We start from the raw sequence: 25,782 nt of genomic DNA on the forward strand, positions 1-25,782 counted from the left end.
AGGTCAATGGGTTGCCAGCACCTGTCCCACATCTGTATTTGGCACCTGGCCAGCAGCTGCCAGACTGAGCCCCCACGGACTGCATTGAACAAATACACTGCTTGTCACCCTGCTTCGGGCGACAACGGCCTCCAAGGCATTGCCTCAAGCAGATTCCGGATATCGACTTCAACTGCTACCCAATAGAACTACCAAGGAGACCCCGTGAACCGTCGACAGATACTTGCTTCCATCGCCGCCGTAAGTGCGCTCACCACCATGGCAACCGTCCACGCGGAATCTGCTTTTCCTCAAAAGCCCATTACCTTTGTCGTTCCCTATCTGGCTGGAGGAACAACCGATCTCGTGGCACGAGTCGTGGGCGAGCACATGGCTCGCACGCTGGGTCAACCGGTGGTGATTGAGAACAAGCCTGGCGCCGGAGGCAATATCGGCATGGATGTGGTGGCAAAGTCCAAGCCCGACGGCTACACGATCGGGTTCGGAGCCATCTCCACCAATGCGCTCAACCCGCACATCTACAAATCGATGGCGTTTGATCCCCGCAAGGACTTCACCGCAGTTTCCATGCTGGGCTACTCCACCATCGTGCTGGAAGTGGGCAAGAGCTTCCCGGCAAACAATGTGCAGGAGTTCATCGCCTACATCAAAGCGAACCCAGGCTTTCAGTACGGTACTGCCGGCGCCGGAACCAGCATGCACCTGGCTGGCGTGATGTTTGCGCAAATGACAGGCCTGGATACTGTCCATGTGCCCTATAAAGGTAGCGTGCCGGGTATTACCGACATGCTTGGCGGCCACCTGCCAGCCATGTTTGATAACCTGCCCGCTTCCCTGCCACACATTCAGGCAGGCAAGCTCAAAGCACTGGCCGTGGCAGGTACCGAGCGCAGTCCATCGTTACCCAATGTGCCGACAATCGCGGAGAGCGGCCTCAAAGGCTACGCAGTCGATCCATGGTTCGGCGTATATGGCCCAGCCAAGCTCGACCCCGCTATCACAGCCAAACTCAATACCGCTATCAACCAGACGCTGAGCGATCCGGCCGTCAAGGACAAGCTGGTGCAGGCCGGATTCACCCCCAAGGGGTCTACGGCCCAAGGCTTCGAAGCGCTGACACAGTCGGAATACAAACGACTGGGCGACGTGGCACGCAAGGCCCAGATGCAGGTCAACTGACGGCGCAGCCTCCAGACGCCTGGCAACAGAGAACCGGAGCCGGGCCTCTCAGCACCTCGACACGCTTCAAAGCCAAAGGTTTTTCCGCGAAGTCTCCGAAATAACCATCCGGGCGAATGCGCAGACCATCCAGGCAGGTTTGCCTTGCGCGAGGAAAGCACGCAAGAACAAGTTGTTGGCACTGGTCTGCCCCCTCTTCCGCGCGCACACCCGAGGTGCAGCGCAAGGCTTCAGAGAAGGTCGGAATGCCTTGCCCGTCCATTTGGTCGCGAGTGACCACGAATACCGCCTGCGGTGCCTCGCGCAGGCCGATGTCGATCTTGGTGCCGGTAGGCGTCCGCCTGGCAGTCCTGCACACTACGGGACTGGTGGCGGCTTCATGCTCGGCTTCACGTTCAGCTTTCACCGTCGCCCGCGCCTCACCCAAGGTGGCATCGTGCCCTGCTGCAGCGCCTGGTATCACTACGGGCATGAACCTGTCATTGCAGGCAGAAGCGATTGCCAGAAAGGGTACGCGTCGAGCCAAGCAGCCGGCCCCGAGGACGAAGTTGCCGCTCAAGACAGGCGACGCCCCAAAAACTGGTGTGGCCGGCGAAAGCCGCTCAAGCAGTGGACCGTGATCGGCTGCGTATTCCGGTCAAACTGACCGCGTGTGCCGGTTGTGGCTGACTAGGCTGCTGGTCGTGACCGGCTGAGTTCGGCCAGTGCTGCCAGTGAGATGCTCGGTGTGATGGGTCTGCTATGTGACCGAAACCAGCACAGCGCACACAAGCATGGCCTTATTACTCCTCGAACAACTCCCGCTCCTTTAGCGATTCGGCGATGTTCTTCTCCGCGTCCTGCTTGATGAGGTCGTAGAGCCTATAAGCGGGGGAGAAACGAGGAAGCGAATCGAGAATGGACTTCGCTTTTTCCAAGGCATCCACGTCACGGGGAAACGGTTCGCCCGGCGTCCCCTGTTTTCCTCCGCTCACGGCCGCGGAATACAGTGCGCTGGTGGCGGATTCGAGACACTTACTGCCGTGCGACTTGGCCGCCGTGAGATAGCCGACGACGAAGGTCGGATTGTCCAAAGAGAATGCGTGGTCGGCCTCGCGGAGGATTTCCCCAATGAGTGAGATATCGAGGCTGTCGCCGGAGCACTTATTCCGCATGAAAGACAGAGTCCTGTCGTCCGTTGCGGAAAATACAGCGCCGAAAAGGTGCGAGGCGAAGTATTGGAGCTTGTGGTCGCCGCCATCGCCACCTCTCATCCAAGACCATACGTCCTTGCACAAGTCTTCGAATGCCGCCGACTCGGCGAACCGCAAAGGCTCGTGCACGTACGGGCCGAAGTTGCAGGGACGGAATGCGTAATCCTCCGTCGAAGCCGCGTACGCGACGCGCTTCTTGAAGAAATCCAGCGTTTCCACCGGGTACCTCACCGAAGTGGACGCGAGAAATTTCTGGATCCAATACTTTTCCAGAACCGGTATGGGGAACAGTTTGTCCAGTAGGGCGCTTACCGTGCGGGAATCGAGCAGGTCGGGCGGAATCGGTCCAGGGGATTCAAAGATGGAGAAGACCTCGTCGGCAACATGCTCGGAACCACAGAAATTCGTGGCTCCTATGAGCTCCAACGCTTTCGCGGCGTCCAACGCCCCGACATGGCATAACTCGCCCGCCGCAGCCGCAACTTCGTATTCGTCGTCTGAAGAGAGAAATCCCTTCAGGGTGTCGAATTCGTATTCGCCCAGGGATGAGTTCCCAAGGACTTGGCCGAGACAGCGGACCAGCGATGCTCTCAGTTCCGGACTCCCGGAAGCTAAGATTCTGGACGTAAACGCCCTTCCACTTGCGACGTCTTCCGAATAGATCCTCGGCAAGGCCATGGGGACGTATCGGGCGATGGCGGATTTCGGCTTTCCAAGCGCGTACTCCATGACGTATTGCGCCAAGGAGTTTGTGCCGGCGAGCAGTTCGTGGAGCAGGACGTGGGGCGAAGCATTCCTATTCAGTTTTATTTCTTCGACCCTCGCCAGCGTCGACGCTACGAAGTGCACAATCGCCTCCGGGTTCTGGAAGGCGTCGGCTATCTCTGCTGCGGTGTGCCGGATGGTCGCCTGCCATTCCTTTTGCCTGGTTTCGAAATTCGAATCTTCGACCAGGTGCCCATACCCGTCGACGAACGCGCGTATCGTCCGGAATTCGAGGCTGTCCGGAGTAAGGGCGAATATCTCGTTTGCTACGTAGCTTGTCCTGCCGCTGGCGAATTTCGCGTGCCAAGAGATCGAAGAAAGCAGTTCGAGCCAGACGAACGGATCCAGTATCGACGACAGCACCTTGCCCTTAATTGATTCCAAAGTGCCAACGAATTCGTCGGTCCAACGCTCCCGGTCCGTCTCCGGAACGGCAGCCCCGAATAGACCCATCGGATACCTGAGCGCATCGGAAAGCGCCCTCGCGGATAGGATCGCGACGTCCAACCGCTCGGAATCGAGTCGGGCGATTGCAGCGGAAATCACATCTTTTCGCAGCGAAGCAACGGCTTCCTGCCTCACCAAGTACGGGCTGAACGAAAACGCACGGCCATTCGAAGACGTGGTGTGGCCTTCGGTTTGGAGGATTCCGCTCAGGAAGTCATATGGCGTGTACGCACCGTTCCACGAGTCGGGGTAATCCAAGAGCGACAGTCCGAATCCGACGACCTCGGCGTTGTACTCGACCGGCTTATTGGGCTCCACCGCGCAGAGTTCCTTCAGTATGCGGATGGCGTGGCCGGGGTGTTGGTGCAACTGCCTTTCGTCCGATTTCCCCAATTCCCACAGGCAACCGCAGGCTCGTTGCAAGTGCTCGAAATTGTAGGCGGCGTACTTGACGAGTTCCGGCAGGTCCTTGGGAGTCCTGCCTTCGGCGATGCTTTGTTCGGCGAACTGAAGCGCCCTCGCGGGCTGGTAGTACGCGACGGACGTCATTGCCTTGAAATGCTTGTCGCCGTATTCCCCCGTGGGCCGCAATTGCTGCCACAGCCCATCGAGCAATCGGCTGCTGGCGGTGTTTCCACTCGACAGCCGCCAATCTAGCTTCCCGAGGTTTAGCAGGACGTGCTCGACGAGTGATTGCGGCGACGCGGCGAAGATCTTTTCTGCATAGCCGGACGACGCGCCGTTCTCGGTTACACAGTTCTGCTCAATGATGTAGTCGGCGAGGAGATCCGGAGCGAGCCTGTACGTCAGGCCCCGCTTGAACGCTACGCCGCCCGTTACCAGGGTCTTGACGAGGCGATTGCTGTCCGCGACCGAGATTCCTTCGGCATTCTCCAGCAGTTTCAGGAGCCCGGCGTCGTCCGGGCTGAACGGTTGGACCAATGCAAGGACTCTCAGGATGGAGAGGATGGCCTCCCTGTCCTTGCCTTGGGCTAGGTCTCCCGCGATCACCTGCTGGAAGCGGGCCAGAAGGGTCGTTCGGAACGCGCCTTCGGTGCTCAGGAGTTCCGGATGCAACTTCTCCTTCGCCACGATCTGGGCCGCGACGACCGTGGCCAACGGGCAGTCGAGGGTGTAGCGGCTCACCGCTTCGGCCGCCGATTCTGGGCCGCCGTACTCCTTCAGAACTTGGGCCGCGAGTTCGACCGACTGCTTCTGGGACAGCGGTTCGAGGCTGATTTGGAAAGTGTAGGGAGGCTGGAGAAGGACGGCGGCAGCCTGCAACCTGATCCGCTCGAGGCCGTACGTCCGGAGGGAAAGGACCGCTCGCGCCGAATTCTTAGGATTAGCGACGTAGGCGAAAAGCATGGGGAGATCGTCTCGGTCGTGAGCGTCGTCGACGACCAAGAGTTTTTCGGCTTGCCCGAGACTCTCTAGATGCTTCGTAGAAAGCTCCTCCGTAGCGGAAAGGACTTTGACTAGTATTCCAGGCTTCGCGTCTTGGTAATCGGCAAGTGCTTGGTACAGTAAACGGGATTTCCCTGACCCACCGGAGCCGGTCAGCAGGGTGACGAGTCGATCCTTGTCGCGGATGCTGTCGAATAGGTTTGCGAGTTCCTCGCTCCGTCCCACCAGTTGCCACAGGTGGTTGAAGGCGCGCTCCTTGCGCAGGAACGCAGAGAAGAAGTCCTCGACGGACATCCAAGGGCCGGCTTCGACTTCGCCGAGCAACGCGAGTCGCTGCCCGGGGAAAAAGATGTCCACCAAGCGAATTTGCTCCGACTTCGAGATCTGGCGAATCCGTTTTGCGACGTCCTCTTTGTCCCACAGTTCCCAATCGGGATGGACGGCAATCGCGTCCCTCGCCTGCGGGCTGGCGATTCTCGTGAGCAGCAGGACTTTCTTGTCGGCGTGACGGACGTGTGCTTTGACGGCCGCTTCGACCTTCGCTGCGCCGAACTCCTTATGCCTCTTGCATTGATAGGTGCGTATCGTCCCATCTTGCAAAACGGCCTCGATATCCAGGCCGTCCTGCTTGTGGCCGGTCCCACCGAACCGATGCACGTCGGCGGTCGGGTTGAGTGCGGAGATGAAGAAGTCGCAAAACCGTTCGAAACCTTCCGCGCTCAGGGAGTCGATTGGAAACGGTTGGTCGAAACTGACCGTCGTCGTTTGCGGATCCGGCCCACGCTCACTCACGTTCTCTAGATCCTCGGGGCTTACGGATAGCACGTGCGCGAGCCGAAGCATGTCTTTCGCCCTGGGGCGAGATGTGCCGGCCTCCCATCGGCTAACTGTCTGCTGCCGGACGCCCATCGCTATGGCCAATTCTTTTTGCGTCTCAATTCCCGCTTGGATTCGGAATTGTTGGAGGCGATGGCCAAAGTAGGTCACCCTAGCATCGTTAGTCATACTCACATCATGTGTGCAAAATATTTTGAACACATGATGTGAGTACAAGAATGCCGAGTCAAGTGCGGGCGCTTATGAATTCCAAGTGTCTATGCCGCCTCAGTCTGCAATCAGCTACATGGCCGACATTGCTAGAGTGGCACGCCGACGGCAGCCTTGGTCGGGTAGTTCGCATGCGACCAACGCTCTAAACGTCGGCAGTAATCAGAAACCTGCCGCCCAGACTGCCTGCCGGTGAACGTCTCTTGAGGGTCGTTTGCTGCCGGTGGTTAGTACAAGCAGGCCGGTCCTCGCGATCGGAACAATGGTCAATTAAGGCCAGCGACCGCAATCGGCTGCCATAAGTCCGTAGCGTTGATCAATCCAGGGAAGGCGGCTCCCAACCAAGGCCACTTCTCTTCTTTTGACTCCAAGCAATGAGTTGCACAAAGCTATGCGAAAGCGATCAGCGCACCTCCTGCATTGCTCGATAGGCAACCTCAAAGCGGGGGTCCAGCATGGCACCTACATTGCAGCGCGACCAAGGCGATGTCTGGCTCGGATCGAGGTTGAAAACATGGCCCGGGGCCATGGTGACTTTGTGGGCGAGCAAGCGCTCGGCCAGGCGCACGGCATCGGGATTGCCGGGGAACGTGGCCCAGAGGTAAAGCGACTGAGGGTTACGCGCAAACACCTCGCAGTTATGCATCTCCAACCAATCCAGCGCCTGCTGCGTTGCCTTGCCCAAACGCTGGCGCAAGCGCACGAGATGCCGCTCGTAATGGCCTTCGCGGAGCATCACATCGACCATGCGCTCGCAGTATTCGGACCCGCTCACATGGATCAGTGACCGCAAATCTGCCAAGTCGCTGGCTAAAGCATCGCTGCAGGCGATGAATCCCACGCGAAGGGCTGCAGAAAACGACTTGGAAAAACTGCCTATATAAATCGTGCGCTCCAGCTGATCCAGCGTGGACAAACGCACTGACGAGGTCGGTTTGAAATCGGCCAATGGGTCGTTCTCTACCAGCAAGAGGTTATGCCGTTCTGCAAGCTGCAAGACGCGGTAGGCCTTGGCAGCGCTGATGTCTGAGCCAGTGGGGTTGTGCGCCAGAGACTGGGTAAAGAACAAGCGCGGGCGCTCAGTCAACAGCAACTGCTCCAAAGCCTGGACATCGGGTCCATCGGCTTGCCTGGGAACTCCCAACACGCGCGCCCCTGCCAGCTTGAGCTTGCCAAACAGCAAATAGTAGCCAGGATCGTCTACCAGCACCGTCGCGCCAGGCGGGACGAAGTAGCGAATTACCAGATCCATGGCTTCATTCGCACCTTGGGTCAGGACCAGTTGCTGAGGTGTGACTCCAAGGCCGAACACGCCCAGCTTGCGCACCAGGCTATCGCGCAGCGGCGCATAGCCAAAGCGGCTGCCATAGCGAAACAAGGACCCTAGTCCGGTTCGTACCACTTTCTGGTGATAGCGATCCATGCGCATATCGGCCAGCCACTCTATGGGCGGAAATCCATCGCCAACCGCCACAGCATCCGGCTGGGTCTTGAGTTGCTCGCGCATCAACCAGACCACATCCATCGCACGATTGAGCTGCCCTGCGTCCTCGTCCTGAGGTGCATGGCGTGCCTGCGGCTGAACATAAAAGCCAGCGCCGCGCCGCGACTCCACCAAGCCGCGTGAGACCAAAAGATCAAAGGCTGCCACCACGGTGTTTTTGGCGTAGCTGTGCAAATGCGCCAGCTCACGCAAGGACGGCAGCTTGTCCCCTGCGCGATACACGCCATCGGTAATTTGCTGCCCTATCAAATCAGCTAAACGCTCTGCAATAGGGGCCTGACGCTTGCTACCACCCGCCATTCAAGTCTCCTGGATCATGAGCCGCCAGTATGTATGCAGATGGGTCCAATGTTGCATTGCGGCAGTACTGTTCTTGCAAACTGTACCTGTATTAAAAGGTACAGTTTGAATAAATTCTCGGCCAACCGTCCCCTTGTATTGATATCCAGATTTGGATCTGTAGGAGTTTTCATGGCCGTCGATTCGCGTCTTCCCAATTTCCGAGCTCTCACCCCCGCACAGCGCTGGGAGCATGTCGCCACCGCGTGCAATCTCAGCGCCGAAGAGCGCAATCTACTGACCCAGGCAGGCGCCCTGCCCGTCACCTTGGCTGACGGCATGATCGAAAATGTGGTGGGCACGTTCGAGCTCCCCATGGGCGTTGCAGGCAACTTCCGCATCAACGGCCGCGATGTGCTGATTCCGCTCGCAGTGGAAGAGCCTTCCATCATTGCAGCTGCATCGTATATGGCCAAGCTGGCCCGTGAAGACGGAGGCTTTGAAACATCGAGCACCTTGCCGCTGATGCGTGCGCAGGTGCAAATCGTCGGCATCAGCGACCCCTATGGCGCAAGACTGGCGTTGTTCAAGGCCCGCGATGAGATCCTCGCGCAAGCCAATAGCCGAGACAAGGTGCTGATCAGCCTGGGCGGCGGCTGCAAGGACATCGAAGTCCATGTCTTCCCCGATTCCCCACGCGGCCCTATGGTCGTGATGCACTTGATCGTGGACGTGCGCGATGCCATGGGTGCCAACACCGTGAACACCATGGCCGAATCAGTCTCGCCACTGGTGGAGAAAATCACCGGTGGTTCGGTGCGCCTGCGCATTCTCTCGAACCTGGCAGACCTGCGCCTGGCCCGTGCTCGTGTACGCCTGACACCGCAAACCTTGGCCACCAAAGAGCGCAGCGGCGAAGCAATTATTGAAGGCGTGCTCGACGCCTACACTTTCGCCGCCATTGACCCCTACCGCGCCGCTACCCACAACAAGGGCATCATGAACGGTATCGACCCCGTCATCGTCGCTACAGGCAACGATTGGCGCGCGGTGGAAGCCGGTGCCCATGCCTATGCCAGCCGCAACGGCCAATACACCTCGCTGACGCACTGGGAAAAAGACAATGCCGGCGCCCTGGTGGGAACGATCGAGCTGCCCATGCCCGTGGGCTTGGTGGGCGGAGCCACCAAGACCCATCCGCTGGCGCGCCTGGCGCTCAAGATCATGGAGGTGAAATCTGCCCAGGAACTGGGCGAGATTGCCGCCGCCGTGGGTCTGGCCCAGAACCTGGGCGCTTTGCGCGCGCTGGCCACCGAAGGCATTCAGCGCGGCCATATGGCACTTCACGCTCGCAATATTGCGCTGGTCGCAGGTGCCGTGGGCGAAGAAGTAGAGATCGTCGCCAAGCGCCTGGCTGCCGAGCATGACGTGCGCACCGATCGCGCACTGGAAGTGCTGCAAGAAATTCGCGCCCAGCGCTAAGCATCCTCAGCCTCGCCAGGCACATCCGGGCGAGGCTTTTCCTACCCGAAACGGGAACAACAACAAGCAAGGAGACAAGGCTATGAGTTCCGACAAGCAAGCCTCGCACTGGCAACTCGCTGAGGTCTGGGGCGATACCGTTGACCTGAAGCACCTGAGCTGGTCCATCCTGATCGGCATCGGCATCAGCGTGCTCGGCTTTTTTGCAGCCAGCCGTTGGCTGAGCTCGGTGGTCGAATCCAAACAGCTGGCTCATGCCTACGCCATGCTCGCCGGCCTGGCCGGCTGTGTTCTGGCTGGCGTTATTTGCGCCCGCATCTTCCCTCCCAAACGTGTGGTGACCGAAGAAGACATCTCCAGCAACCCCGAGTGGCGCGCCGAGGTGCTGCGTGAATTGGAGCAGCAGCCCGGTGGTCTGGGTTCGGTGTCTGACCTACCCCCAGTCGTGGTGCAGGAGCTCAAGGAACTCAAGCTCTATGAGCTTTTCGTCACGCCCGGCACATCCAGAAGCCGTGATGGCCAGTAACCCAAGGAGTACACGGCATGGATCCTCAACTCATTGAACAAATCGGCGTCGCTGCGGGCATGGGCCTGATCGGCGCCATCGTCTTTGCTGCAATCGGACTGGTTTCCGGCACCGACGAAACCACGACACTCGCACCACTGACCCTGCTTGTCGTTTTGCTCGGCGTTCCGCCTGAAGGCGTCTTTACCTTCTTTCTGGCTGGTGCCGTTGCCAAGCACATGACCCATGCCGTTCCGACAGCACTGCTGGGCATCCCCGGAGATACACTCGCCACGCCTTTGCTGCAGGATGCAGACTTGCTGCGCAAGCTTGGCGTGCCGCATATTGCATTACGCAAAATGGTCTCGGGCGCCATCGTCGCGGCCTTTGTCGCCGTGCCGCTGGCGGTGCTGTTTGCCGTGATGTTGGCGCCGTTCGGCTCAACCATTACCAAGACTGCACCCTGGATTTTTCTGGCAGCAGCCGTGCTGATTGCTTATTTCTCCAAAGGCCGCTGGGGGGCAATTGCTTTGCTCGTGCCTTTTGTGGTGGTGATTCTGGCTCTGCAGGCACTGACTGCCAAGTACGACACCAAGCTCAGCATCAGCTACTTCCTGGGTATCGCCATTGGACCTCTGGTCGCTGATCTTTTTACCGTCATGGCGCCCGCAGGCCGCAAGAGCATGCTGCGCGACAAGGTTCGCCAGTTCAACCTGGCTCCTGATGTCAAAGGTTGGTCGGGCTATTTCCCCAACCCGCTCAAAGTGCTGGATCGAACCCAGACCCGTTGGACATTGACGACTGCCGCCATTTCCAGCGCAACCTTTGTATTCAGCCCTGTGGCCATGACCGTGGTGCTGGGCGAGTTGGTGGGCTCTCGCATCAAACACGCCTATCACCGCCTGACCACCGTGCTGAGCGCTCGTAACGGCGTGACTGAAGCCACCTATATTGCTGAAGCGCTGATTCCGCTGATCGCCTTTGGTTTGCCCTTGAGTCCTGTGGCTGCCGGCCCTGCTGCACCGTTGTTCAATGCACCTCCACGCTTTACGGTGGATGCTGCTACGGGCCAGACCCACAATCTGCACAACCTGCTGAGCCACTGGGAGTTTCTGGGCTACGGCATGTTGTCGGTGTTGCTTGCCGCAGTGGTGTCCTATCCGTTTGCAATGAACTACGCGCGCCGTGCTGCAATGTTTGTCTCGCGCAAAGTCAGCCACGAAGCCATCATTGCCACCTTTGTCGGCCTGATCATCGTGATCAGCGTCTGGGAAGGCGGTCTGCTGGGTCTGTTGGTGATCTTGACCATGGGCCTCATGGGCGGCCTGCTCTCACGCACTTTCGGCTTTAACACTGGCGTGCAGTTCATGGGCTATTACACAGCCGTGCTCAGCGTTCCTGCGCTGCTCAAGCTGTTCTGAAAGCGAGGGCAGCAATGTCGAATGCATCAGAGCGCCGGGTCAAGATCGTGGAAGTCGGGCCACGCGACGGCCTGCAAAACGAAAAGCTGCCTGTGCCATTGAATGCCAAGGTCGAGCTGATCAATCAGCTCAGCCGCGCAGGCCTGCGTTTTATCGAAGCGGCTTCGTTTGTGTCGCCCAAATGGGTGCCGCAAATGGCCGGCAGCGCCGAAGTCATGGCCTTGATCGACCGCAGCCCTGGAGTTCGCTACAGCGCACTGACGCCCAACCTGCAAGGACTGGAGGCTGCTCTGACTTCTCGCTGTGACGAGGTGGCGGTCTTTGGTGCGGCTTCGGAAACCTTCTCGCAACGCAATATCAATTGCAGCATTGCGCAGAGTCTGGATCGCTTCAGGCCTGTGGTGCAGAAGGCGCTGGAGGCCGGAGTCCCTGTGCGTGGCTATGTGTCCTGCGTGTTGGGTTGTCCCTATGAAGGCGATGTGGCTGCAGAGGCAGTCTTGCAGGTTGCGCAGGAGCTTTTGGCCATGGGGTGCCATGAGATTTCTCTGGGCGATACGATTGGCCGCGGCTCGCCCGAGTCCACACGCAAGCTGCTGGAAGTCTGCCTCAGGGACCTCCCCAGCGCGCGCCTGGCGGGCCATTTTCACGATACCTATGGTATGGCGGAAGCCAATGTCTGCGCTTCTCTGGAGATGGGACTTCGCATTTTCGATAGCTCTGTGGCGGGCCTGGGCGGCTGCCCCTATGCCCAGGGAGCTTCGGGCAATCTGGCCACCGAAAAGCTGATCCATGCCTTGCATGCCATGGGCTATGAGACCGGCGTAGATATGTCCGAGGTTCAAACCGCAGGTCGCTATATCCGACAAGTGCTGAGCGATTTGCATGACCAGCAAGTGCTGCAGCACTGAAACCTGCGCTTCTACATAAGCGCCAGCGCAAAAGGCCTTGAGATCTCAGATCTCAAGGCCTTTTTCTTTGAAGGCGTCAACGCCCGCTGTCAGAGCAAGTCCCGACTTCTACACGCAAGTCTGCCATGCGCTGCAGCAGTCGCTGGTGTCTCTGAGATGAACTGCCTCGACCAGCCAGAAGCACCCACCAGAGAGAGGGCCTTAAAGGACTGCTCCTGGCCGATAGGCGATCGACTCAGAACACCCCCGAAACAGTCAATCACCGACAAGCAGTGGCTTGCTTAATGTGACCAAAGATCGTGGCGCATAGCCCAACTTTTCATAGAAGTTTCGTGCTGGCATTTGCATGCCGGTCTGAAGATTCATGCCCACGAAGCCGTCTTCACTGAGCCGCTTTTCAAATTCATGCATGAGTTTTTGACCTATTCCTTGTCGCTGATAGTCAGCATGCACGCACACTTCCTTGAGGTGGAAAAGCCAGCCGTTCACCCAGCGCTCGCCCCACCCTAAAACCATTCCAATTGCCTTGTCATCCCTGAAAATGCTCAAGCCTCTAAAAGTCGGCATAGCAGCAAAACTTTCAAGTCGCTCAATGGCCGCAAGCATCGACCATCCATCGTTCCATGGGGAGGCATTGAAAACATTTCGGTAAAGGGCAGCAAATTGCTGGGAATTTTCTGCCGACATTGGAATGAATCGATCCATTGATGTACTGGTTTCAAGTGGGAAAAGTCTGGAAGCTCATGCCAGCACTCCTTGCACCAGAGGCGGTCATTGTGTTGCATTGACCAGTTGAATCCATAAACAGAAGCTGTCTTTCACCTCAGTTATTGCGATGACTGGCTCATACTCGTCAACAGCGTCGATGTGGTGCGCTTCCAGCGCCAGACAACTCACCTGCCCTCTTGCTGAGGGACAGTAAAACTAAGCGTCGCGGTATAGCGTACATCGTTATATTTTTTACCACCCACAGTAACCACTGCATCATTGACACGAGCCGATACCTCCAACACATACAGGCCAGGAAAAGACGGCGTAAAGCTCACCGTACCGTCCTTTGACGGGGTCAGTGAACGGCGCCACCCTTCCCCCGTTTCGATATTCACCTGGCTGGCTGCAACAGCTCGTCCTTTGAATATCAATCGAAAGGTGTTTCCATCAGGGTGGGTAGGAACCAGCTCCAAGTCGTTCCTGGCCTGAATGTCCTGGCGACCGTAGCGAGCTTGATAGTAGGTAAGAACTCCATCATCGAGCCCGGTTGCAGAGAAGCGCAGATCGCTGATGGGCCTGGGAACAGCAATATGGTTGATCGCAGTCTGAATTGGCAATGATTTGCCATCAGCTTGCATTGCCTTGGGCTCCAGCAATGCAGGCAACTTGTCTAAAGGTTTGTGCAACTCTCCTACATAGGCTCGGACCTCCGCCCCGTCGGGCTGCACCCAGAGATACTCCGCTTGTGCCTGTGCTGGGCACCATAGGCCACTGACTAGCAGGCACAAGGCCATTCGATGAAATACAGGGAGCAATTGCACTCAGCGATCCTCATCTTGAAGGTTGTATTCAATCCGCTCGGCGTCGTGGCGCCTTTGGGATTTCTTCCTGCTCGACAATGGCCTGCAGTCCAGGCCCTGCGTCGAACAGCACATAACAAAGACTGGGCAGGTTGATTGCCGGTCAGCGCGGAGTTTCTATCCGCCTTGCCCAGAATCAGTGGAGGTCCATCATGGCGAGCTCCACGGCAGCGAAGTACCGACGTTCAACTTTGAACATCGGCATTCAGAAGTCATAACGCATTCCGACATTTACGCTGCGCGGAGCACCCCAGGTGTAGAACAGGCCTGCCGCGGTAAAGTTGGTGAGACCGGCCATGTACTTCTTGTCCAGTGCATTGTTCACGTTCAGGCTGAACGACAGATGCTTATCGATCTGATAGCGCGCCATCAGGTCCAGCACCGCATAACCCCTCTGCGACAAAGTGGCAGCGCTATTGCTCATCGAGGTCTTGCCCTGCCAGCGTGTGGCCGCTCCCACAGTCAGTCCCCGCAACGAGCCTTGGTCAAAGCGATAGGTCGTGCCGAGCTTGAACTGGTACTTGGGATATTGACTGGCGCTGGTGAGCGAGCTGCTTTGCTGCACCAGACTGCCCTGCGCTTGCCAGCCGCGCGCGAGTTCGCCCGCCAACTCCAACTCCCAGCCACGCCGCGTTGCAGACGAGACCGCACGGTAGGCCGTAGTGCCCGCAGGCGTGAGATCACCACTTTCCTCTGCGGTGTTTTCCGTCTTCATCCAGAAGTGAGCGATGCTGGCGTTCAAGCGCTTGTCGAAAAATTCGGCCTTGGCGCCGACCTCATAAGTGTTGCCCTCCTCCGGTGCCAGCGTTGCGCCCCGCGCATCCTGAGCCGTCTGCGGCTGGAAAATATTGGCATAGCTTGCGTACAACGACACGTTCGGCTGCACCTCGTAGACCAACCCAGCGTACGGGGTGATCACACCGTTCTCCTTCATGTCATAGTTCCACCAGTATGGTGTGATGTCACGCTCTTCAAACCGTGTAACGCGTAACCCCGTGATCAACTGCAGAGGATCGGCCACCCGGAAGCGTCCCGCAGCATAGGCATAACGCTGCTTCTGACTGAATTTGTTGTTGCCGTAGTTCAAGACACTGAAATCAGGCTGAGGCAGCACCGCCCCACCCTGTGCCATGTTGATACCGAGATTGCCGAGCGGCACCAGGTTCAACGCATTCAGCGGCAATTGCACATTGCTATGAAAGCGCGATACGCCTGCGCCGGCCAGAATTTCATGCGAGCGGCCCAACAGCTCGAATGACCCCTTCACATCCAGATTGACGCTCCAGTTATCGGTCTCCATGTTGCGCCACCGGCCGAAGCTTGCGCGGTCCTGGTCGTAGAAGTAGCCAGCCTTCATATCGTCCATGGATACGTCCTGATGTGAAAACTTGAGCGTGGCTGTCCAGTCATCCGCCAGACGTTGCTCCAGACTGCCGAAGAGATTGAGACCTTTTTGGGAATACCCGCCCCAGGGGGCACCAGTGTTGAAAGAGCGCGGCATCCACGCCACCTCACCACCTGTTCGCGTGTAGCGCTGGATCGGCTGCGTAGTGCCGATACCTTGTGCATCGCGTTCGCGATAAGTCATGCCGAGGTTGAGGAGTGTGCTGGGAGTGATGTCCGCTTCGAGTGCCCCGAAAAGCATCTTGCTGCTGCTCTTTTCATGATCGCGGAATCCCCCTGCGTCCATGGCGGAAGCGACCAAACGTCCCCGTACCGTGCCCGCCTCGTTCAGTGGACCGCTCACATCGGCCTGTGTTCGATAAGTGTCCCAGCTCCCCGCATTGGCACGCACGCTGGCCTGAAATTCGCGGGTCGGGCGCTTACGGATCATGTTCACTGTGGCGCCATAGTCGCCCTTGCCGACAACCAGACCGGATGAACCCTTGAGGACCTCGATCCGGTCGATCTCGGCCATATCGTCGAGCGAAAACATGGTGCTGGTAAGGTAGTACCAGCCGCTGCTCAGCTGTGCCATCCCATCGGTCTGCAGGTTTACCTTTGCCCCACGCGCCTGAAAGTCAGTGGCATTGTTCTGCCTGTAGACGGCGATGCCGGGTGTCTGCTCCATCACATCGGTCAGCGTCTCCAGCTTGAAGTCATCCATGCGCTGACGCGTCATGACGGTCACGGATTGAGGTGTCTCGCGTAGCGAGAGATTCAGGCCCGTTGCCGTCCGGCTGGGACCCGTCTGGGTGTAGCTTCCCGTGCCCTCGGTAACGCCGTCCCTCTCAAGCTGTGCAGTCACCGTGACTGTGGCCAGCGATGCGGAATCATCGTTTGACGCGATGGCCTTGATGATCAGGCCTCCCCCTTGAGTCACGGCGACCAAACCGCTTCCAGCCAGCATCTGCTCCACGGCCTGCTTCAGCGTGAGAGCTCCATGGACGGGGCGCGCTGTCTTGCCAGCAACCAACGCGGGAGCAAACCCGATCGAGGTGCCAGAGGCTGCTGCCAGCTCGTTAAGTGCGCTCCCCAGTGGCTGGGAAGTGATCGAGAAACTGATGCTTTTTGCACTATCAGCAGCGGATTGCGCCTGCGCAATCATCGGGGAGAGGACTGCCAGGGCTGCGGCCAAAGCAAGAGGAGCGGGCTGGAAACGAGGCTGCGTGAAGCGCATGGAGAGGGATTCCGAACGTCGAGTAATGAATGAAAATGAAACTCACTACTCTTTAAGACGCATCAGATCACCAGAAATACACCCCTAGTCCGAAAAAAATTCGAAATGGCCGCATTGAGCATGAAGTGCTCAATGCGCACTGACGATTTCAGTCTTCCCCGATGACATGCCGACCAGCTTCACGGGCAGGATCTGGCTCAGCATGCGCGCAAACTCCCCTGGTCTATCAATCTGGTAGCTGCCGCCGATGGTCAGAGCGGCAACCGCAGGGTCGCGGATCTCCAGTCCCGTAGGCCCGTAGCGCTCGAGCTCTAGCAATGCATCAGCCAGTGAGGTGTTATCAAAACGCACCAAGCCCTTGCGCCAAAGGGCGACACTGCCGGGAGAAACACTGGCCACCTGGCCTAACACCCCATTGGATGACACCCTCAGGCCTTGTCCTGCCAGCAATTCGACAGGCAGATCAGCCTTCGCGCTGGCTGTGCTGTAGGAACTGGCGACCCGTACATGACCCTTCTCCACCGAAACATTGACAGCCCCGGCATCGGCCCCCTGGTTGCGATAGCGAACGGAAAACCGTGTCCCAAGTACCGTGACACGCGCAGGCCCAGCGAGAACATGGAATGGCTTCTTGGGATCGGCCGCAACCGAGAACATGATTTGTCCATCAGCAATCCGCACTTCCCGGCGGTCGCGGTACATGGTGACCTGAGCCTGGGTGTCGGTGTCCATGGCGAGCTCGGTGCCATCTGGCAAGGTGACAAGCCTTTGCTGCCCCTTCTGCGCAACATAGCTGCTCTCGAATGTCGGCTGCAGCATCCATTGATGCCATCCAATCCCTGCCGCAAAAACCGCAGCACAACAGGCAGCGACCAAGGCAGAGCGCGGCTGCATCCAGCTCAACAAAGTGCCTGTGCGCGCCCATCCCTCCAGCGCCTTCTCCTTGGCAGGCTCCCCGCCAGGCTGCGCAGAAGATCCACCACTGGCGACGGCTTCGCGCTTGAACGAGGAACGCGCTTTTGCAACCATGTCGGAAGGAGCAGATCGCAGCACCGCCATGTCTTGCGTCAGACGACGAAATGCCGCGTCATGTGCCGCATCCTCAGCCAACCACTGACGCAGGGCTTCATGCTCGCTCTCGCTCAAGCCTTGCTCCCAACGCGAGTGCCATTCGACGGCCGCCACATCCACCGGATTCTGTCGACTGAAAAAATCCGCAAGCTCGCGCGCTTCCGCAGCCTCGTCAAAGGAGGCCGGCACATTGCGCTGGGATGCAAAAGAGTGACTCATCTTAGGAATATGGATGCGCGGGACGGGGGCAAAAACTCACCCTCTGCGAAGCAGCTACGCAGAACGCACGCGAATTTGCGATCACTCGACATTATCAAGTTCCATTCTGCGCGCAGCACAAGCAAGTTTTCCGCGGCTGATGTACTGATTCACCATGCTCAGCGACACCCCCATCCGCTGCGCAATTTCCTTGTTGGGCAACTCATCGAAGATGTACATGCAGAAGGCATCACGACACCGAGGCGGCAGTCCCTCGATAGTGTCAAGATACGCTTGAATGCTCTGAGACGATGCATAGGCATGCTCGGGCTGCAGATGCAGAGGACTCGCAGGCTGATCCCGCTCCTCCAAAGAATCGATATTTTGATGCTGGCGCACCTCAGCCCGTCTATCCATATCGATTTTGGCGCGCAAGGCCACCTGCCTCAGCAATGCACCTGGCTCAAGAATGACCTGCCCCTTTTGCTGCATGGTAAGCACACGGGCATAGCTTTCCTGCGCCAAGTCAGCCGCAGTATCGCGGTCTCTCACTTTGCGCATGCAGAAATTCAACAGGTCTCTGTAGTAGCGGGTCAGCACGATCCAAAAAGCCAGTAGCAATGAGTGAGGTCGAACGTGCGCGGCGGTAAGACAGCCTTGGATCCCTGGCGCAAAGAGTTGCGATCAACTACACGGCAAAATTATAGATTGTTAATGCGACTTATTCTCAACAAAGTATCCGGTGTGATGCGAACTACAGGTACTGGTCGGTCGCGCGCCCTATCCAAACAGAGCGCAGCGGTTTGATGGCAGTGCCTCCAAAGGGGACGAAGCACGAAGTTGGACTGATCTGAAAAACTGGCCCCTGAAGGCAGACGTTCACGAGCCTGTAATGAATCAACAACGTGGCCGTCGGCTCGGATTACCGCTCTGCCGCCATGAAGTTTGACGGCTTGCTCCCGAGCCTCTTGCGAAACATCGTGGAGAAGGCACCCGGACTGTCATAGCCCAATTGAAGCGCTACCGTTGTCACCGAATCACCGGTCCCCAGTTTGGACATTGCAAAAAGAAGACACGCCTGGCTTCTCCACTCTGAAAACGATAGTCCGGTTTGCGAGCGAAAGAACCGGCTGAAGGTGCGCTCACTCTGGTGTAGCTGCCGTGCCCAGGCCAGCGGCGACAAGCGCACGTCGGGTTGGTGAAGGAAAGCAATGCATAGAGTCGCCAGTCGTTCATCCCGCGGTAGCGGCGCAAAGAACGGCAGTGCTTCTGCGCGGCCGACCTCCAGCAGCAAAAGCGACATCAGCACGCCATCGCGACCGCGCTCGTCGTACAGCGCTGGCAAGTCGATGGATTCGATGAGCAGATTCCGTAGCAGCGGAGATACAGCCAGCACCTCGCAATGCGATTGGCTCCGTGGTACCTCGTCAGGCTCAACGTACAGGCTTCGAGTGTTGACTCCCACCATCTTCACCCTGTGCGGCTTGCCTGCTGGAATCCACACACCACAGTGGGGAGGTATCACCCAGGCGCCATCGTCAGTACCGACCTCCATCAATCCGGTCGCGCCATAGAGGAACTGTGCTCGGCGATGGCTATGAGTATCCAGAACGGTGCCAGGCGCGTAGTCGGTGCCAATGGCGACAACGGCGCGAGGCGTGGCATCGAGGGAGTTCAGTGATTGATTGCGCACAGCAAGACTGCAAAGAGCGAATGGCCGAAATGCAAATATTGTTGACCAAACATCGAAAGCGCGCCACTCCAGAGCAATCTACTGTGACGGCTCCTGCATCAATGGAGTTTTTCGTGTCGTTGTATTTGCTGTTGGCGGTCTGCGGATGTGTGACGGGCGTCACTACTGTTCTCTTTGGTTTTGGTGGCGGATTCGTGGTGGTTCCACTGCTGTACCGCTTGTTGTCTACACCGAACGCCCCAAGCAGCGCAGTGGGGCAGTCGGCCATGCAGATTGCCGTCGCAACTTCCACCTGCGTGATGGTCTTCGGTGCGCTGCTCGCTACTTGGCGTCACCAACGGGCAGGAACAGTGGATTGGACGAATGTCAGGCCTTTAGTGGGTCCCATTGGCGCGGGGGCCGTACTTGGCGCACTTGCGGCAACCGTTGTTCAAAGCGAATGGCTGCGTTGGGCCTTTGCGGCCTATCTGGTGCTGACCATTCTGGACTGTTGGTTGAGGCCTGGATTTCTTGCTCAGCCCGCTGCAAAGCAGCACCGCCCTGGGCCGCTGGCGAATGCACTGTCCGGACTGGTTATCGGCTGGGTTGCTGCACTGCTGGGGGTCGGCGGCAGCGTGATGACCGTTCCCCTGATGCGCCGCCGTGGAATCGAAATGACACGAGCTACCGCCATGGCGAATCCGCTATCACTGCCGGTCGCGCTGGCAGGCACAGGGACTTACATCGTCCTGTCCACTCAATCTCCTTTACCTCTTGGAGAGTGGCACCTCGGCTATATCGACATACGAGCTGCTGCTGTGCTCGTGGCCGGTTCCTGGATCGGTATCCGTGCAGCATCGCTGTGGATCGGGCGTATTCCAGACCGAGTTCACGCAAAGGTTTATTTAGGGCTGTTGATCGTCGTCTTCCTGGCTATGGTGACAACATGAATGCGAGCTACTCTGCCTACATCCCGAACATCGGCTCATGGCCGAAAGCTCTACTACGCCAGAGCCTCCTAAGGCAGCCGTCAGCGACTTGCTGCTTGGCATCTAACGCCTGCTATCGGGACATTTATTGAACCCGCCCTGCCGGCCATTGGCATTCGTTCGGGTCAGAAGCCTGAACGCTCTACCAAGAGCCGGCCTGATGAAGCCTGTGATAGCGGTATGGCTCAGGCAGTAAATCGCTTCAGAACCAGCGACGCATTTACACCGCCGAAACCGAATCCGTTGAGCATGGCGTGCTCTATGGCATGAGCACGCGCCCTCCCGGCGATCAGGTCCAGGCCTTCCGCCAAAGGGTCTGGATGCTCCAGGTTGAGCACGGGTGGCGCGATCTGGTCGCGCATGGCCAATACGGTGAAGATCGCAGCAGCTCCGCCAGCAGCACCCAGCATGTGGCCCACGGCTGATTTGGTGGCAGTGATGGAGGGGCCAGGGCCTGCTCCAAACACTTGACGAATGGCTGCCAGCTCACCTTGGTCACCGACGGGAGTGGAGGTTGCGTGAGCATTCAGGTGTTGAATATCACGAGCTTGCAACTGCGCCTGTCGCAACGCGGCGCGCATCGATCGCGCGGCGCCTGATCCATCCTCGGGCCCGGAGGTGACATGGTATGCATCGGCAGAGGTGCCATAGCCCACGACCTCGGCCAGCGGCTTGGCGCCACGCGCCAATGCATGATCCAGTGCCTCCAGCACCAGCAGGCCCGCACCTTCGGCCATGACAAAACCGTCCCGCGCCTGATCGAAAGGTCGGGAAGCCTTCGCGGGATCGCCGCTGAAGGTGGTCACTGCTTTTGCCGCAGCAAAGCTGCCAAGCGCAACTCGGTCAATCGTGGCTTCGCTACCGCCGCAGAGCGCCATGTCCGCTTCGTCATTGCGAATCAGACGTGCCGCATCGCCAATGGCCTGGATGCTGGCTGCACAAGCTGTCACCGGAGCACCCAACGGGCCCTTGAGCTGGTGCCTGATCGACACCTGCCCCGAAGCCAGATTGGCCAGGAACGCCGGTACGGTGAAAGGCGACAAGCGCTGCGGCCCTTTGCCGTCCGTGGTTCGCACCGCTTCAACAATGGTACTGAAGCCGCCCACACCGGAGCCGATGATGGTCGCCGCGCGCTCCTGTTGTTCAACGCTTGGATGAACCCATTGCGCGTGTGCCAGCGCCTGGTCTGCTGCCCCCAGTGCAAATGCAATGAAGCGATCCATGCGGCGTAGCTCCTTGGCCGAGATCATGGCTTCGGGGCTCCAGCCGGCTTGCGGATCCTCCTCCAGGCCTGGCACCCGCCCGGCGATGGAGACACCTGTGCCTTCACCCACACCGGCGCTCAAGGCGCGTACCCCGGACTGGCCAGCCAGCAGGCGTTGCCAGGCCAGTTCCACATTGCACCCTAGAGGAGAGACCAAGCCCAAACCGGTGATGACTACCCGACGACCCATGCTGCACCTTCCGCTATTGAGCCCAGGAGCTGAGCCCAACTATATTGATGATGATCGCAATCATAAATGAGTTTTGATGATGGGTATCATCTAACGTATGAAAGTGAGCAAAGCACAGGCCGCCGAGAACCGCGAAGGAATCGTGGATGCCGCTGCGCGCCTATATCGAGAAAAGGGCCTGGATGGCGTGGGCGTGGCAGAGATCACACGCGATGCGGGCTTGACACATGGCGGGCTGTACCGGCACTTCGAGTCCAAGGATGCTCTCGCACGCGAGGCCTGCCTGCGTGCATTTGAGTGGACGATCACGCCGCTAGACGGATTGAAGTCCTCGGAGGCGGATGGCGCGCCTGCAACCAGGCTCCGCGCGCTGGTGCATGGCTATCTTTCTGCCACGCATCGCGATCACCCTGGAGAGGGCTGCCCCGCTGCGGCATTGGCAGCAGATGCCGCAAGAGCGGGGCCTGAGATGTCGGAGGTTTTTGCTCAGGGGGTGGAACGCAATATCCAGCGCTTTATGAGCGTGCTCCAAGGTGATGACGTGGCCAAACGTACTCAGACTATCGTGACCCTCAGCAGCATGGTTGGTGCCTTGGTTCTCGCTCGTGCCACGGCAGCGGGAAACCCTGCGCTTTCTGAAGAAATATTGGCAACCTTGCGGGAGCAGTTAGCCCCGTAGTCGCCCGAATCAGGCATGCGCTTGCACATTTGATGCGCATCTCAATTTAGAGTGTGGCTCCACCAGCAGGCATCGGGGGCACTTGAGAGATTGGCAGAGCAAGCATTGCCGTGTGGTGGAGCGGACGCACGGATGTTTGCTGGCTTTGGCAAGCTGCGAATCCGCTTTGCACGGCGGCTGGATATCCACGAAGCGCCGCTGACATCGGCCGCGGCGATTATCTGTGTACGCGCCGGGGATCGGTGGTGTTCGCCACTCTTGGTGAAGGTGGCTCTGTCACGGTCTGGTCCGGGTCGCACTGGATATCCAGACCGTTGGAGCACCAGCGCAGATCGCTGTGTGCCAAGTCAACACGGCCTTCGTGCGAGCGGGCCGACTGGCGCCGGTACGGCGCCCTGGGCTATAGCACAGAACGGCTTGTGCAGCCGCTGTGACTCAGAGAGCGCCGTATTCGCTCAACTTCTTGCTGAACCTGAAGGTCCACAGTCGCTGCGCGCGATCGTTGATGTCATTGGTGGTAAAGCGCAGGCTCGCCGCGCCCTTGGCGCACTTGCCATCGTTCACGATCTTGCCGTCGGCATCCACCATGCATTTGGTGACGTCCGAGCCTTCAATCTCCTTGCCGCTGGCGTCCAGCACGGCCAGCGAGACACCGAAATCGGTGTCGTTGGTCAGCGCCAGCGTGTAGTCATCGACCAGTGCCAGCCCCTCGGCCTTCTCGGCCACCCAGCCGGTGGCGTTCAAGTTGAAGAGCCGGGTCTTCTTGAGCGCCACTACCTTGGAATAGTCCGAGCCATTGACCGGCTTGCCGCTCAGGCTGCTCTTTTCCAGGTCGGAGCCCAGCGCGGTGATGTCGGTAGCGTTGGCCGGAAACTCGATCAGCACCAGGTCGTTAAAGACTTTTTTGTCTTTGCCCGTGCCTTGCTCGATGGCGATGAACTTCCCATTGCCCAGCGAGACCACATCACCTAGCTTGGCGTTGCCGGTCTTGCCCTGGCTGTACCAGTTGCTGTCCACGGGCAATGCAAAGAGGCGGGTTTTCTCGGTAGTCGGGTCAAACTCCACCCAGCGCACAAAGCGGGCGTAGTCGCGCACGTTTTCCGACTTGCCGGTCGCATCAGGAACGGCAGCAGTGGTGTAGTCGGCCTTGCCGTCGTTCAGCGGGCTTTGCAGGAAACCGTGCAGCTTGCCGCTGGCCGCATCGATGCTCAGCCCTTCCATGCCACGGTTGGCGCGGCGTTTGGCGAGGATGGCAGGCAGATCGGCCGCACCAGTACCGGGCTTGTATTTCTTCAAGATGATGCCGGTAGCCGGGTCGATCTTCACGATGAAAGGGCCGTATTCGTCGGAAACCCACAGCACATTGCGAGCGGCATCCACAACCACGGATTCGGTGTCCAGTCCGAATTCACTGTAGCCCTTGGCCTTACCGGGATAGGTGAAGGAGTCGTCCAGGACTTGCTCGCCGGTGTTGCCTGTGATGCCCCGTGGCTGCACACGACCATTGGCGTTCTGCGCGGCGCTGAACTTGAGCGGCAGGGTCGAGACGAGCCTGGCTCCGTCCTTGCCAAGGGTGATCACGCCGATGGATGGCGTGAAGTTGGGCGAAGGAAACACCGTGGAACTGGCAAAGCCCGTGGGGTTGGAGCCGTCGGTGATCTGCGTGACCGGGCCGGTAGTGGCGTTCGGGCCGCGATCGGTGATGGCGTAGAACTCCAGCGTGCCGTCGGCGCGCCTGCCCTTCAAGGCCAGGCCTGAGCCGTAGGCCGGCAGAAAGCCCTTGGGGAAATCAGCCTTGGTGCCGGGATGCTGGCCTTCGTAGGGGAAATAGAACTTGTCGTCGAACTGGACGTCCTGACGCGTGACGACGGCGCTGATGCTGCCGACGCCGGTGGTCTGCATGACCGTCTCTGGGCTGGCGACCTGGAGCGGGCGGCTGTCAGCGCAGGCGCTCAGCAATGCAACCGCAGCGGCGGTCGCAGCCATCAGGCAGGATGAAGAAGTGAAGTGGCGCATGGCAAGTATGACTTGAGAGGAAGATGGAAGTCCCCAAAAAGCAAGCCCGGCGGGGCAAAGGCCTGCTCGACCTTGGAGACTTCTTTGCTCAAAGAGGCATTGCGCCGCTCAGAACGAGTGGCTGATGCCAATATCCACACCAGTCGAGCCAGTGTTGGCTACACCTGCAGGTCCGCCGATCAGGCCAATGCTGGCGCCATTCTTGTTGTTGACACGCGCAATCCCGGCGTACACAGAGGTGCGCTTGGAGAAGTCGTAGACATATCCGATCGAATACTTGTCGCTCTTGCCGCCGCTGCGCGTGAGGGCTGTCGCGTTACCGCTGAACTTGGCGCTGGCGTACTTGACGCGGAAGCTGCCTGGCCCCACGGGGATGGTTGCGCCCAGGTAGAAGCCGTCCACCTTCCCGGAGGTTGCGCCGCTGACGGGCTTCCACTTCAGGCTGTTGTATCCGCCATTGAGAAGGACACTACCGAAGTTGTATGAAGCGCCCAGCGCCAAGTCTTCCAGATCGCTGGTTGCGGCGATGGCGCTGGGCGAAGTCACGGCTGCAGTGCCGTCGATCTTGCCGTAGCCGATACCGACGTTCAGCGGTCCAGAGCGATAGCCCAGGTTGCCGCCTATGTATCTGCGGGCCTTGCTTGCGCCCGATCCGGAGGCGTTTTCATCGCCAAAGGAAACCGAGAACTGGCCGTAGACACCGCCCAGGTTGCGCGGCAGGAAGTAGCCCACGGAGTTGCTGATGCGCGTGCGGTCCACCGTGCCGCTTTGGCTGGCGGCGTTATAGGCGGTCTGGCGGATCGTCTGGAACAGATTGGCCTGCACGCCGGTGGTAGTGTCGGGACCGCCAAAAGCGGTGAAGATGTTGTAGCTGGGGGTGTAGTCGCGACCCAGACGGATTTCACCCCAGGAATTGTTGGCCAGTCCGATTGTGGAACGGCGTTCGAAACCCAGAGAGCCACTGCTGCCGCCAGTGCCGACGTCGGGGTTGAGACCACCTTCGAGCCAGAACTCAGCCCGGTTGCCGCCGCCAAGGTCTTCCGCGCCGCGAAAGCCAATCAGGCTGGTCTTGCCTTGGCTGGAGTTCAAAGCATTGAGCCTGTTGCTGCCGGACTTGGCACTGGTGATGCCGACGTCCACTACGCCAAAAATGGTGATGGAGGACTGTGCCAGGGCCAGGCTGGAAGAAGAGGCGACAAATGTGCCAATCACGATTGCCAGAGTGCGCGTGCACGTTTTATGATTTTTCATCGGCGAGATACGAACGGTACTTATCGGAGGGAATGGCGGTGGCTTTGCTGCAACCGCTGCCGGAACTCTAAGCAACACGCAAGTACGTTTTGTGACATTTGTGCTGTGTGACATGAAAGTAACA

The 25,782-nt window shown here is 58.8% G+C and carries 19 protein-coding genes and 2 pseudogenes; 8 read left to right on the forward strand and 13 right to left on the reverse strand.

What is annotated here, in order from left to right; translation table 11 throughout:
* Positions 1 to 204 precede the first annotated feature (204 nt).
* The gene (locus P353_RS06915) at positions 205 to 1,179 is read left to right on the forward strand and encodes a Bug family tripartite tricarboxylate transporter substrate binding protein (protein WP_034367190.1); all 975 of its coding nucleotides are present in this window, start codon (positions 205 to 207) and stop codon (positions 1,177 to 1,179) included.
* On the opposite strand, the gene P353_RS06920 is transcribed toward P353_RS06915, so the two are convergent.
* The 3 genes from P353_RS06920 to P353_RS06930 form a co-directional block, all read right to left on the reverse strand.
* Positions 1,172 to 1,651, reverse strand: coding sequence for a TonB-dependent receptor plug domain-containing protein (locus P353_RS06920; protein WP_034367193.1), 480 nt, complete (start codon positions 1,649 to 1,651; stop codon positions 1,172 to 1,174). The genes P353_RS06915 and P353_RS06920 overlap by 8 nt on opposite strands.
* Positions 1,652 to 1,961: 310 nt before the next feature.
* Complete coding sequence (locus P353_RS06925; RefSeq protein WP_034367196.1) at positions 1,962 to 5,996, reverse strand: helix-turn-helix domain-containing protein; 4,035 nt, start codon at positions 5,994 to 5,996, stop codon at positions 1,962 to 1,964.
* 445 nt (positions 5,997 to 6,441) lie between these two features.
* A complete protein-coding gene (locus tag P353_RS06930) occupies positions 6,442 to 7,842 on the reverse strand; it encodes a PLP-dependent aminotransferase family protein (RefSeq protein WP_034367198.1) in 1,401 nt (466 codons plus the stop codon).
* Between the two features lie 171 nt (positions 7,843 to 8,013).
* Here P353_RS06930 and P353_RS06935 point away from each other — a divergent pair, with 171 nt between their 5' ends.
* The 4 genes from P353_RS06935 to P353_RS06950 all read left to right on the forward strand — a co-directional run bounded on the left by P353_RS06935 (position 8,014) and on the right by P353_RS06950 (position 12,137).
* Positions 8,014 to 9,303 carry a hydroxymethylglutaryl-CoA reductase, degradative gene (locus P353_RS06935; protein WP_034367199.1) on the forward strand — a complete coding sequence of 430 codons (1,290 nt, stop codon included), beginning with the start codon at positions 8,014 to 8,016 and terminating at the stop codon, positions 9,301 to 9,303.
* 82 nt (positions 9,304 to 9,385) lie between these two features.
* On the forward strand, positions 9,386 to 9,829 hold the full coding sequence (locus tag P353_RS06940) for a hypothetical protein (RefSeq protein WP_003066592.1): 444 nt from the start codon (positions 9,386 to 9,388) through the stop codon (positions 9,827 to 9,829).
* A 17-nt stretch (positions 9,830 to 9,846) separates the two neighbouring features.
* Positions 9,847 to 11,229 (forward strand): tripartite tricarboxylate transporter permease, encoded by a 1,383-nt coding sequence (locus P353_RS06945; RefSeq protein WP_034367201.1) that lies wholly within the window; start codon positions 9,847 to 9,849, stop codon positions 11,227 to 11,229.
* 14 nt (positions 11,230 to 11,243) lie between these two features.
* Entirely contained in the window at positions 11,244 to 12,137 is an 894-nt protein-coding gene (locus P353_RS06950) for a hydroxymethylglutaryl-CoA lyase (protein WP_034367204.1), read from the forward strand.
* A gap of 255 nt (positions 12,138 to 12,392) precedes the next feature.
* Here P353_RS06950 and P353_RS06955 read toward each other — a convergent pair whose 3' ends face one another.
* The 6 genes from P353_RS06955 to P353_RS06980 form a co-directional block, all read right to left on the reverse strand.
* Entirely contained in the window at positions 12,393 to 12,842 is a 450-nt protein-coding gene (locus P353_RS06955) for a GNAT family N-acetyltransferase (protein WP_034367207.1), read from the reverse strand.
* Between the two features lie 188 nt (positions 12,843 to 13,030).
* The gene (locus P353_RS06960) at positions 13,031 to 13,534 is read right to left on the reverse strand and encodes a DUF4198 domain-containing protein (protein WP_232776322.1); all 504 of its coding nucleotides are present in this window, start codon (positions 13,532 to 13,534) and stop codon (positions 13,031 to 13,033) included.
* 379 nt (positions 13,535 to 13,913) lie between these two features.
* On the reverse strand, positions 13,914 to 16,328 hold the full coding sequence (locus tag P353_RS06965; protein WP_034367213.1) for a TonB-dependent siderophore receptor: 2,415 nt from the start codon (positions 16,326 to 16,328) through the stop codon (positions 13,914 to 13,916).
* Between the two features lie 129 nt (positions 16,329 to 16,457).
* Positions 16,458 to 17,618 (reverse strand): FecR family protein, encoded by a 1,161-nt coding sequence (locus P353_RS06970; protein ID WP_034367216.1) that lies wholly within the window; start codon positions 17,616 to 17,618, stop codon positions 16,458 to 16,460.
* Between the two features lie 81 nt (positions 17,619 to 17,699).
* Entirely contained in the window at positions 17,700 to 18,197 is a 498-nt protein-coding gene (locus tag P353_RS06975) for an RNA polymerase sigma factor (RefSeq protein WP_034367389.1), read from the reverse strand.
* A gap of 322 nt (positions 18,198 to 18,519) precedes the next feature.
* The gene (locus P353_RS06980) at positions 18,520 to 19,290 is read right to left on the reverse strand and encodes an AraC family transcriptional regulator (RefSeq protein ID WP_034367219.1); all 771 of its coding nucleotides are present in this window, start codon (positions 19,288 to 19,290) and stop codon (positions 18,520 to 18,522) included.
* A gap of 20 nt (positions 19,291 to 19,310) precedes the next feature.
* On the opposite strand from P353_RS06980, the gene P353_RS06985 reads away from it, so the two are divergent.
* Positions 19,311 to 20,219, forward strand: a complete 909-nt coding sequence (locus tag P353_RS06985) for a sulfite exporter TauE/SafE family protein (RefSeq protein ID WP_034367222.1) — start codon at positions 19,311 to 19,313, stop codon at positions 20,217 to 20,219.
* A gap of 224 nt (positions 20,220 to 20,443) precedes the next feature.
* Here P353_RS06985 and fabF read toward each other — a convergent pair whose 3' ends face one another.
* On the reverse strand, positions 20,444 to 21,712 hold the full coding sequence (fabF, locus tag P353_RS06990; RefSeq protein WP_080750466.1) for a beta-ketoacyl-ACP synthase II: 1,269 nt from the start codon (positions 21,710 to 21,712) through the stop codon (positions 20,444 to 20,446).
* A 97-nt stretch (positions 21,713 to 21,809) separates the two neighbouring features.
* Between fabF and P353_RS06995 the strand changes: the two genes are divergently transcribed.
* Both P353_RS06995 and P353_RS29485 read left to right on the forward strand, forming a co-directional pair.
* Entirely contained in the window at positions 21,810 to 22,391 is a 582-nt protein-coding gene (locus tag P353_RS06995; protein ID WP_034367228.1) for a TetR/AcrR family transcriptional regulator, read from the forward strand.
* A gap of 88 nt (positions 22,392 to 22,479) precedes the next feature.
* A pseudogene (locus tag P353_RS29485) lies at positions 22,480 to 22,640 on the forward strand (IS5/IS1182 family transposase); the annotation flags it as partial.
* 25 nt (positions 22,641 to 22,665) lie between these two features.
* Here the strand turns inward: P353_RS29485 and P353_RS29850 are convergent.
* The 3 genes and pseudogenes from P353_RS29850 to P353_RS07005 all read right to left on the reverse strand — a co-directional run.
* Positions 22,666 to 22,791: pseudogene (locus P353_RS29850) on the reverse strand (IS3 family transposase); the annotation flags it as partial.
* Positions 22,792 to 22,826: 35 nt separating this feature from the next.
* Positions 22,827 to 24,407 (reverse strand): esterase-like activity of phytase family protein, encoded by a 1,581-nt coding sequence (locus P353_RS07000; RefSeq protein WP_034367231.1) that lies wholly within the window; start codon positions 24,405 to 24,407, stop codon positions 22,827 to 22,829.
* A gap of 108 nt (positions 24,408 to 24,515) precedes the next feature.
* Positions 24,516 to 25,616, reverse strand: a complete 1,101-nt coding sequence (locus P353_RS07005; protein WP_034367392.1) for a porin — start codon at positions 25,614 to 25,616, stop codon at positions 24,516 to 24,518.
* Positions 25,617 to 25,782: the final 166 nt, after the last annotated feature.

The sequence above is a fragment of the Comamonas testosteroni genome (genome assembly GCF_000761245.1).
Classification (GTDB): domain Bacteria; phylum Pseudomonadota; class Gammaproteobacteria; order Burkholderiales; family Burkholderiaceae_C; genus Comamonas; species Comamonas testosteroni_C.

Bases quoted from the DNA above. Each gene is read 5' to 3' on its own strand.
- P353_RS06920 (WP_034367193.1), bottom strand. From the start codon at position 1,651: ATGCCCGTAGTGATACCAGGCGCTGCAGCAGGGCACGATGCCACCTTG.
- P353_RS06925 (WP_034367196.1), bottom strand. From the start codon at position 5,996: ATGACTAACGATGCTAGGGTGACCTACTTTGGCCATCGCCTCCAACAA.
- P353_RS06930 (WP_034367198.1), bottom strand. From the start codon at position 7,842: ATGGCGGGTGGTAGCAAGCGTCAGGCCCCTATTGCAGAGCGTTTAGCT.
- P353_RS06935 (WP_034367199.1), top strand. From the start codon at position 8,014: ATGGCCGTCGATTCGCGTCTTCCCAATTTCCGAGCTCTCACCCCCGCA.
- P353_RS06940 (WP_003066592.1), top strand. From the start codon at position 9,386: ATGAGTTCCGACAAGCAAGCCTCGCACTGGCAACTCGCTGAGGTCTGG.
- P353_RS06945 (WP_034367201.1), top strand. From the start codon at position 9,847: ATGGATCCTCAACTCATTGAACAAATCGGCGTCGCTGCGGGCATGGGC.
- P353_RS06950 (WP_034367204.1), top strand. From the start codon at position 11,244: ATGTCGAATGCATCAGAGCGCCGGGTCAAGATCGTGGAAGTCGGGCCA.
- P353_RS06955 (WP_034367207.1), bottom strand. From the start codon at position 12,842: ATGGATCGATTCATTCCAATGTCGGCAGAAAATTCCCAGCAATTTGCT.
- P353_RS06965 (WP_034367213.1), bottom strand. From the start codon at position 16,328: ATGCGCTTCACGCAGCCTCGTTTCCAGCCCGCTCCTCTTGCTTTGGCC.
- P353_RS06970 (WP_034367216.1), bottom strand. From the start codon at position 17,618: ATGAGTCACTCTTTTGCATCCCAGCGCAATGTGCCGGCCTCCTTTGAC.
- P353_RS06985 (WP_034367222.1), top strand. From the start codon at position 19,311: ATGGCCGAAATGCAAATATTGTTGACCAAACATCGAAAGCGCGCCACT.
- fabF (WP_080750466.1), bottom strand. From the start codon at position 21,712: ATGGGTCGTCGGGTAGTCATCACCGGTTTGGGCTTGGTCTCTCCTCTA.
- P353_RS06995 (WP_034367228.1), top strand. From the start codon at position 21,810: ATGAAAGTGAGCAAAGCACAGGCCGCCGAGAACCGCGAAGGAATCGTG.
- P353_RS07000 (WP_034367231.1), bottom strand. From the start codon at position 24,407: ATGCGCCACTTCACTTCTTCATCCTGCCTGATGGCTGCGACCGCCGCT.